The sequence below is a fragment of the Aminicella lysinilytica genome (assembly GCF_004362975.1).
Lineage (GTDB): Bacteria > Bacillota > Clostridia > Peptostreptococcales > Anaerovoracaceae > Aminicella > Aminicella lysinilytica.
In genome coordinates this window covers 1-7,806 of sequence record NZ_SNXO01000059.1, presented here as the reverse complement: position 1 = coordinate 7,806, position 7,806 = coordinate 1, and the positions used below count along the sequence as shown (strand labels likewise).

Sequence of the window (7,806 nt, the reverse complement as noted above, 5' to 3'; positions counted from 1 at the left end):
GGCGATAGTTACAGGATAAAGGACACAAAAGAGTGGCTGGTTTAGTGGACCATTTTTCAATCAGATTGTGGACCATTTTTCAGTTGACATATACATTCAAATTTGTCTATTATGTCTTGTTCTGTATTCCTGAATATCTTTATCCCTATGTTGTTGTTCCATCGTCTGCATTAGCTAACTCCAATAATCAAATCCGAATAATCATTAGGTGTAATTCCCAAATCAACCCATTTGTTATTATTTATGTGATATAATAATGGTGCATATATTTGAAAGGAGCTGGTAATATGCCTATAAAACCGATAAAACTTAATGCTGATCAGAACATGCTATTAGATACTGCTGCTAGGTGTTTTACTTATTGGGAGCAATTAGATAACATGCTTAGAAATGACTTGCATTCACGTGGCGCGAATTTCCCATCAGTGCTGTCTGAAATGATCGCAAGTTGCGCTTTGAATTTAACACGAGAACTGTCTAACTCTGGTGATGCTAAAGACTCTAAGGGAAATATTATTGAGATCAAAGCAACCAGCGCGAAGGATACTGATTTATCTTCGTTTTCGCCAACCGAAGAATTTTCCAATTTGGTTTTTTGCAAATACGTGCGCAAGGACAGGTGCATTGAAATTTATAATTTAAAACTCTCACGCAAAGATATTGAAAAAATTGAAGTAAAGAAAGGCGAAACATTCGAAGAGCAAGCCACGGCAGGCAGACGCCCTAGGTTTAGCATCGAAAGAAAAATTATTAAGCCAAACGGGCTCACCCCAGACTTCATAGCAGAAATCGAAACTAAAAACAGACAAACAAAAATCACTATTTTAAAATAATAATCGAGAGGAGGGCGGACATTCTCTTGGACTGCCTATGTAGTTAATCCAAGAGAACGCCTGTACTCCCTAATTTCACCTCACTTGAATAGCTACCATTTGTATTTACTATCTCTCGAAATAATTCATCTAATGTTTCCTCACGCTTATCTTTCTTTAACTGGCATTCCCATATAATAATTACCGACCAGCCCATGTCCTTCATTTTATTGTAATTCAAAGTATCCCGGCTAACATTCTTTTCAATTTTTTCCCGCCAATATTCAATATTGCTTTTAGGCCAAACAAAATATTTACAGTTATGATGATGCCAAAAGCACCCGTTTACATAAATGACCGTCTTGTATTTAGGCAAAACCAAATCCGGACGGCCCGGATACCGCTTATCATCAATTCTATATCTCAGTCCCTTTGAAAAAAGGTACTTCCTAACTATTAACTCCGGTTTCGTGTCTTTACGTTTTATTTTGGACATATTATAACTTCGTTGTTCAAGTGTATGATCATCCAACACTACCAACCCCTTTGCAATGTTTTTTTTTAAGCCAAAGCCTTATGGTACACCATTTGATATACATGATACCATTCGCTTTCATATGCATTATTCCTGAATTCTATGTCCGCAAAATGGACAGTAACAAATTGTATTTGTGCTTTCCAACTCAATTTCTTTGTCACAACTAGGACACACTATTCTACTCGCAACATTCTCATCTAATGCATACGCTATTTTTTCTGCAATCCGTTCAATTACAGCTTCACACACTGAATTCCCTGCTTGCTTATATAACTTTGAATCCTTCAGGCCTTCGGGTAAACAAAAATCGTTTGGAAATCCTTGTGCATTAAAGCATTCTTTTGGCGTCAGCTTCCTTATCCCACTCGGGACCCTTACTAATGGCACATTGTGTCCGCCTTCCCCCATGTTAGCAGTCAAAGTAGGCACTACATTGCTTTGATTTTTTCTTACGTATACTCTCCGCCATTGATAAACAGTATCCGGATCATCCATTTCATCATTCAGTCTTTCATATATATCTCCCTTGTATTTCCCCGGAGTATAATAGTACTTTTCCGCTACTGGATGCTGAAAATCAATAATATCAGTAATCTTTCGTGTTAATGGTATGGGATCCGGAAATTTGAAATTACGATAATCCGCCTCAAATCTAAACCCTAAAATATATATTCTTTCACGATTTTGGGGTGTATTACCATATTCCATGGCGTTCATCACACGATATATTACTTTATACCCTGCATCTTCCAAAGCTTCTCGTATAACTCTAAAAGTATTACCTCCGTTATGACTAATTAAATTCTTAACATTTTCCAAGAAAACCACTCTTGGATTTTTTGCCTTTACAAGTCTAAGAAATTCGAAAAATAACGTTCCTCTCCCTTTTTCATCTTCAAAGCCCTTCCTATATCCAGCTATCGAAAATGCCTGACAAGGAAAACCCGCCATCATTACATCTACATTTTGGAAATCATCAGGCTCAACATCTTTAATATCTTTACATTCAATATTTGCATCTTTAAAGTTCTGCCGAAAAGTAGTCACTGGGCTTGGATCATATTCATTTGCATATATTGTTTTAAATCTACCTGTTGATTCAAAGCCTAGATCTATTCCACCGACTCCCGCAAAAAACGATGCGCATGTACTTATTTTTTTCATAAAAACACCTTCCGCTATATTATAATATAATTATAATAGCAGAAATTGCGGCGCGCCGCAATAATTTTTACAAATTAAATGCCATTTACTATAATTAATACAAATTACCTTACATCATAATAGTTAATGAACTCTGGCAATTTTATATTTGGAACCCAAATTCGATTATGTCTCCATCCTAAATCTCCTTTGATCTCATACATAGTTAAAACAACACTCTTATTAAATTCACTTCCCAATTCTCTATCATTAGGTGACAGCAATGATCCTGTTCCCTGGGTTACCTGTCTTCCAGGTCTTACTATTAAAACCCCTTGTTCAAACGCATTTTCCGCTATTTTTGTAGTAATGACATTTTTAAAAGCATCAAGCGAAAAATCATCTGATGGAACCACATAATCCAATATCTGTAATATTAGCTTCAATCCAACTAGGTAATAGTTATCTTCAATAAATTGGTTCAATATCGCATCTAACTTTATGATATCAGTATTATCGGGATCATCAGGGAAATAATTTGTCCCACCTGCAATCAAATCAGTTAAGTCAAGATCCACAACATTTCTCCTTGTAGGATTAATCCCCTCTGGGTAGTATAACTGAATCTTTTCTATCCCCGCTTCTGCCTGTGAAATTATCGAATCGTTTGTAGCATTAATATTCGAAAATAATTTATATAAGTGCTTTGTGATAAAAAGAGCCATTAAGCCAGGGTCCCTATCATATCCAAACATTCTTGAATGCTGCCACATTGTATCTGCCTGAGGTTTTTTTGCAGTTCTAGTATAATACAGCGTTTGCAATTTAGGAAATGTTACGCCTCTTCCTAAGACAGTACCACCTATTATAATATTAGACCCAGTACTATACTCTTCTTCACCAACGTTTGTATCCCCATTCATAACAAGGATTTTCATTTCCTTGCCAGTAATTATATCTTTTATCTTTGCATATATCTCTGGGAAATTATGTTGCACAGTATTCTCCGGAACAGTCTTATTATACATTACTTTAAGGGCATCTACTGCATCTTCATCACATATGGTTGATTTCAAATACTCGATTCTATTTTTGATTTCCTCTCTCGCTATGTTGTGTGACGCTTTTCTTATACCCGGATGTATGACAAAATTGCATACTTTTTCTCCGCTTAAAATCAATTGTGCCGAAGCAACCAAATGATGTACCAAAGCCAAATATAGTCCATCATTTGTAATATCATCCGAATACATATCTATGAAATTGACGCAAGTGTTATTCTTTTCATCATAATCAAAAAAGAAATCTCCTCCAAGATATCCTTCTCCAGGCTCAAAATAGCACATAAATGCTGGCTTAAACGCTGACATTGAGGATTGTAAAAGTAACGCTTGTGGTGTTCCGGTTACTTGTAAATACATACTCCCAATAGATGCGTCTCTTATGCCCATTAGCCGTCTGTTAATTGTTGATACCCTTTTTTTATTAACCAAAGTATTTAGCGATGCTGCATCTGCTTCATCATCCACAACAAACAACGCATTACCCTTAACAAACGAAGATGCAAACAAAGTATTATACCACTGTAATAGGACTCTGGAATTTTTTTTGAGAACAATAATCACTGGTTTTGTGAGCGCATTATCAATAAATTTTTGTTTATCTCTTTCGTTGCATATGCAAAACCCGCATCGATCAAGATCAGCCTGTACTCTTTCAAAAGTTTGCCGCTGCAATGCAACATTATCTGTTGTCAATATAATAAATAGTGGAAACGATGCATCTGCGGCTGAGCAAATTATTCCAAACATCTGCGCTGTTTTACCGGCCTGAACATTTCCAAACAACAATCCAACCTCATGCTCTGCAAAAGTAAATGATTCCAGATTGTCGCTTTTAAATGCTGATGCAGTTTTACTTATCGACTGCGCCATTTCATTTTTTCCTCTCAAACATATTTCGTCAATATATGCCTCTAAGTATTTCTTGCGTCGCATAATTCTCCCTTACCTTTATCTTACATCTTGTGGTAAAAACGAAAGTACCCAAACATCTCTGATATTTCCATACTCATCTGCCAATTGGTTTATGGTTTTTGTCAATGAAACTGAAGTCCTCCCATATTCCAACAATTTTTGGTATGAAATAACGCCTTTACAATTACTATAAATATCCTCAAAATCTCTATTCATAAGTCTCAGATCTGCCGACGGGCTATCAACAGGCTCTACAACTCCTGCCACAACTAGTCTTCCCTTTAGCCAATACCCTAAAATTTTCAAATCACCATCCGATTCAAAGTTCTTACTATAATCCCCGGACACATGCATTAGAAATTTCCATCCATCATCCGTAATTACATAGAAAGGAACATTTTTCTCAGGATAATTTTCTTTACCGGTGATTATTTTTGAAACAATGATCTCCGTTTCCCACCAACCACGCTCGGTTACTACGCCAGACTTTGCATTTAATCTTCCCTTAGCATAGCATTTATTAATGTTAGATTTCATGAAATCGTTGCTGCTACCCGGTATACCTGGAACTTTCAACGGTATTTCAAAACTAATATTTGTTTGTGATAATTTTGCTGATTCAACATCCGCAGTGGATACTCGTATTGTTCCTTCAACTCCATCTAGTTTTCTATTTTCTTCATGAATGATTGTAATATTAGAAACTTCTTGCAATGGGCAAGAAACAGGTTCCTTAACAACACCTTGTACATGACGTGATATTTCACAACATTCTTTTATATCTTCTGTAAACCAAGACACTTCATATTGACGTCTATTATTTGCATTTTTAACCAACGCCCCTAAATTATGAGATCCCATAATTGCCGAAAATGGAATTCCATCATTATAGAATACGTATACTTTACCATGGTATTTCATCGACTGTGTTGCTCGTATTTCACCAATTCCATCCTTTTTCCACGCTTTATTCAAAGTTGTTGCAACATTATAAATGCTCTCAGGAAAGCCTTCTATACAGTACATTCCTAAAACCAGTATTACTTTATTTACATTCGTCTTTCTAACACAACGATCTAATTCTATCAATGAATCTTTAGATGCATAGCCAACCGTTATTACCACTTCATCTGCATTTTGCATTTTTCCCGCAAAGTATTCGTCAAAAATACGTTCATTATCTTTAACTGCCAATGGTGGTATATCTGAATATATTATTCCCATAGTAACGCCTTTCCATATGCATATCACTTATTGTCAAAAATTATCAATCAGTTATATTTAAATGGGTACATTTGGGATTATACCATAAATTCAATTATTATGCTATTCGTTCCAAAAGTTCCTTCAAAGCCGCTTCAGTCATTTTTTTGCAGAACTCGTTGCTTACTTTTTGAAGATCCGTTGTCAGATCATCCAGACTGCTTAATTCAGCACTAAATGTGACTTCCTGAACTTTCTTAATGAAATTTTCTGTGATTTGGTATATACTGTTAGGCATAGAGATCATTCCTTTCTGTTGTTTGTTTGTTTAGAATTCTATTTTAACACAGAAACTGATCTCTATTCTATTATCTATATTACCAACAACTATTTTACACTATCCAAAAGATGCATGTATGAAGTCCTTCAAGGACTTCATTTTAGTATTTAGGCACCCCATATCCATAAATCACAGCACCTCCGACCGTATATGTCCTTCTCCGGCATATATCACCACTATTGCCTTCAATGGTCGTAATTGTCCTTCCATTACAACTTTTCACTATGCCTACATGATCAGCGTTGTTGTCTCCGTCCCAATCGAAGAAGATTATATCGCCGGACTTCGGTCTATAGCCAGGTCTTTGCCACTGGCCTTTTGATTTGAACCAACTGATGCCAGACTGGACGGCGGCGAACTTAGTGATAGTGCCGCTTTTAATATAACCGCACTGGTTTGCGCACCAGGAAACGAAGCAAGCGCACCATTCTACTCTGCCATTGAACCCATACCAACTCCAGAATTTGTGGCCACCTTTGTTGCCAAGTTGCTGGGTGGCCACCTTGGTGATTACGCCGTTGCCAACGCCATAATTGTAGCTACCATAAGGGTAATACCTTAGGACGTGAGCCGGATATTGCTTGTCACCGTAAAATGTCCAGCCATGCTTTTTTGCCTGCTGATCAGAGAATATCAAAGCGTTCTCCACTGTGTAGCCTCCATCACGTTTTATTGCCCAGGAGATATAGTCATTGCCAAAGTTGTAGCCCTGCAAAGCCAGACGTATGCGACTCATATCCAAAGGACTTTTGCACTTAGATGCCTTCAGACTGGCCACAACCTTCTGGACTCCGCATGAGATCGAATACTCCGGGTCCCTGATACTTCCCGGCTTACGAGGATACTTTTTGTTATAGCCACTTTCCGAAGCCTGCATCGGATCTTTGCCTTTGCCACCAGACTCCTGCATCATAACAGCTTTAATGAGCTCCGCGTATTCGCCTATGCCGTACTTGTCCGCATACTCCCCAATTACCGCCGAGTAGGCCTCGACTTGGGCGCTTACGGGCGTATAATTGCCAGAGCTCTCATCGCCAAACATATAAAAAGCCGCCCCGAAAAGGCAGCATACAACTATTGCAATTATGGTGATCCAGCCTCCGGCGGTGATAGCCTTGACAAGCGATTCCGTACTTGCTATGGCCACTTTGATGGCTTTGGCTGAAACTCTGACAGCGTTTTTTGTTTCCTTAGCAACTTCCTTGGCTGCCTTTCGCATACGTTCCTCAGCAGTGAGTACAAGCATATCGTTTGCATATTGTCTAGTAGCATTCGTGGCCTTTGCATTGCTTATACGCCGTGTCATCTGCCTCTTATTCGCAAAGCCTCGCGTCTTGATTGTGGCGGTCTCTTCGGCGGTTTTTACAGATGCTTCTGCCGTTGCGGAATAGCCATTGCTGATTCTTCTTTCCTTTATCTTCACCTTGGCGTTAGATACCAATACTCTGGTGGCTTTCTCCGAAACCGAGATGCTCTCCCTCGATCCGGTGTCCATCGCATTTGATATCCGTTCTGTTGCATATGAAGCAGGCGAATTATCATCGCTTTCGCGCATAGACTCCGTTCGTTCCTTTGTCTTGGTATACGTCGCTCGCATACGGTCTGCAGAAGTCGCTACCTTGTCGAGAGACTTGATGGTTCCTTTATTCACCTGTCTTGTACGTATATCCGGCATATCATACGCCTCCTTTCCACGCAATAATCGAGTAGGGGCTAACAGTAGCCCCTCTCACACCACCCAGCATGCCGTTCGGCACTGGGCGGTTCAATTCATATAATAATCTAAACAACTGA

General features: G+C 38.4%; 7 protein-coding genes. 1 reads left to right on the top strand and 6 read right to left on the bottom strand.

Translation table 11 applies throughout. From position 1 onward, the window contains the following. The first annotated feature begins 287 nt into the window (after nt 1-287). Entirely contained in the window at nt 288-833 is a 546-nt protein-coding gene (locus tag EV211_RS10130; RefSeq protein ID WP_133529318.1) for a Bsp6I family type II restriction endonuclease, read from the top strand. Between the two features lie 43 nt (nt 834-876). On the opposite strand, the gene EV211_RS10125 is transcribed toward EV211_RS10130, so the two are convergent. The 6 genes from EV211_RS10125 to EV211_RS10100 form a co-directional block, all read right to left on the bottom strand. Beyond that, a complete protein-coding gene (locus EV211_RS10125; RefSeq protein WP_133529317.1) occupies nt 877-1,344 on the bottom strand; it encodes a very short patch repair endonuclease in 468 nt (155 codons plus the stop codon). Between the two features lie 90 nt (nt 1,345-1,434). Then, on the bottom strand, nt 1,435-2,514 hold the full coding sequence (gene dcm, locus EV211_RS10120) for a DNA cytosine methyltransferase (protein ID WP_133529316.1): 1,080 nt from the start codon (nt 2,512-2,514) through the stop codon (nt 1,435-1,437). Between the two features lie 104 nt (nt 2,515-2,618). Beyond that, complete coding sequence (locus tag EV211_RS10115; RefSeq protein WP_133529315.1) at nt 2,619-4,490, bottom strand: Z1 domain-containing protein; 1,872 nt, start codon at nt 4,488-4,490, stop codon at nt 2,619-2,621. Between the two features lie 15 nt (nt 4,491-4,505). Further along, nucleotides 4,506-5,693, bottom strand: a complete 1,188-nt coding sequence (locus EV211_RS10110) for a restriction endonuclease PLD domain-containing protein (RefSeq protein WP_133529314.1) — start codon at nt 5,691-5,693, stop codon at nt 4,506-4,508. A gap of 97 nt (nt 5,694-5,790) precedes the next feature. Then, nucleotides 5,791-5,970, bottom strand: coding sequence for a hypothetical protein (locus EV211_RS10105; RefSeq protein WP_133529313.1), 180 nt, complete (start codon nt 5,968-5,970; stop codon nt 5,791-5,793). 142 nt (nt 5,971-6,112) lie between these two features. Continuing rightward, nucleotides 6,113-7,687, bottom strand: coding sequence for a lysozyme family protein (locus EV211_RS10100; protein WP_133529312.1), 1,575 nt, complete (start codon nt 7,685-7,687; stop codon nt 6,113-6,115). Nucleotides 7,688-7,806: the final 119 nt, after the last annotated feature.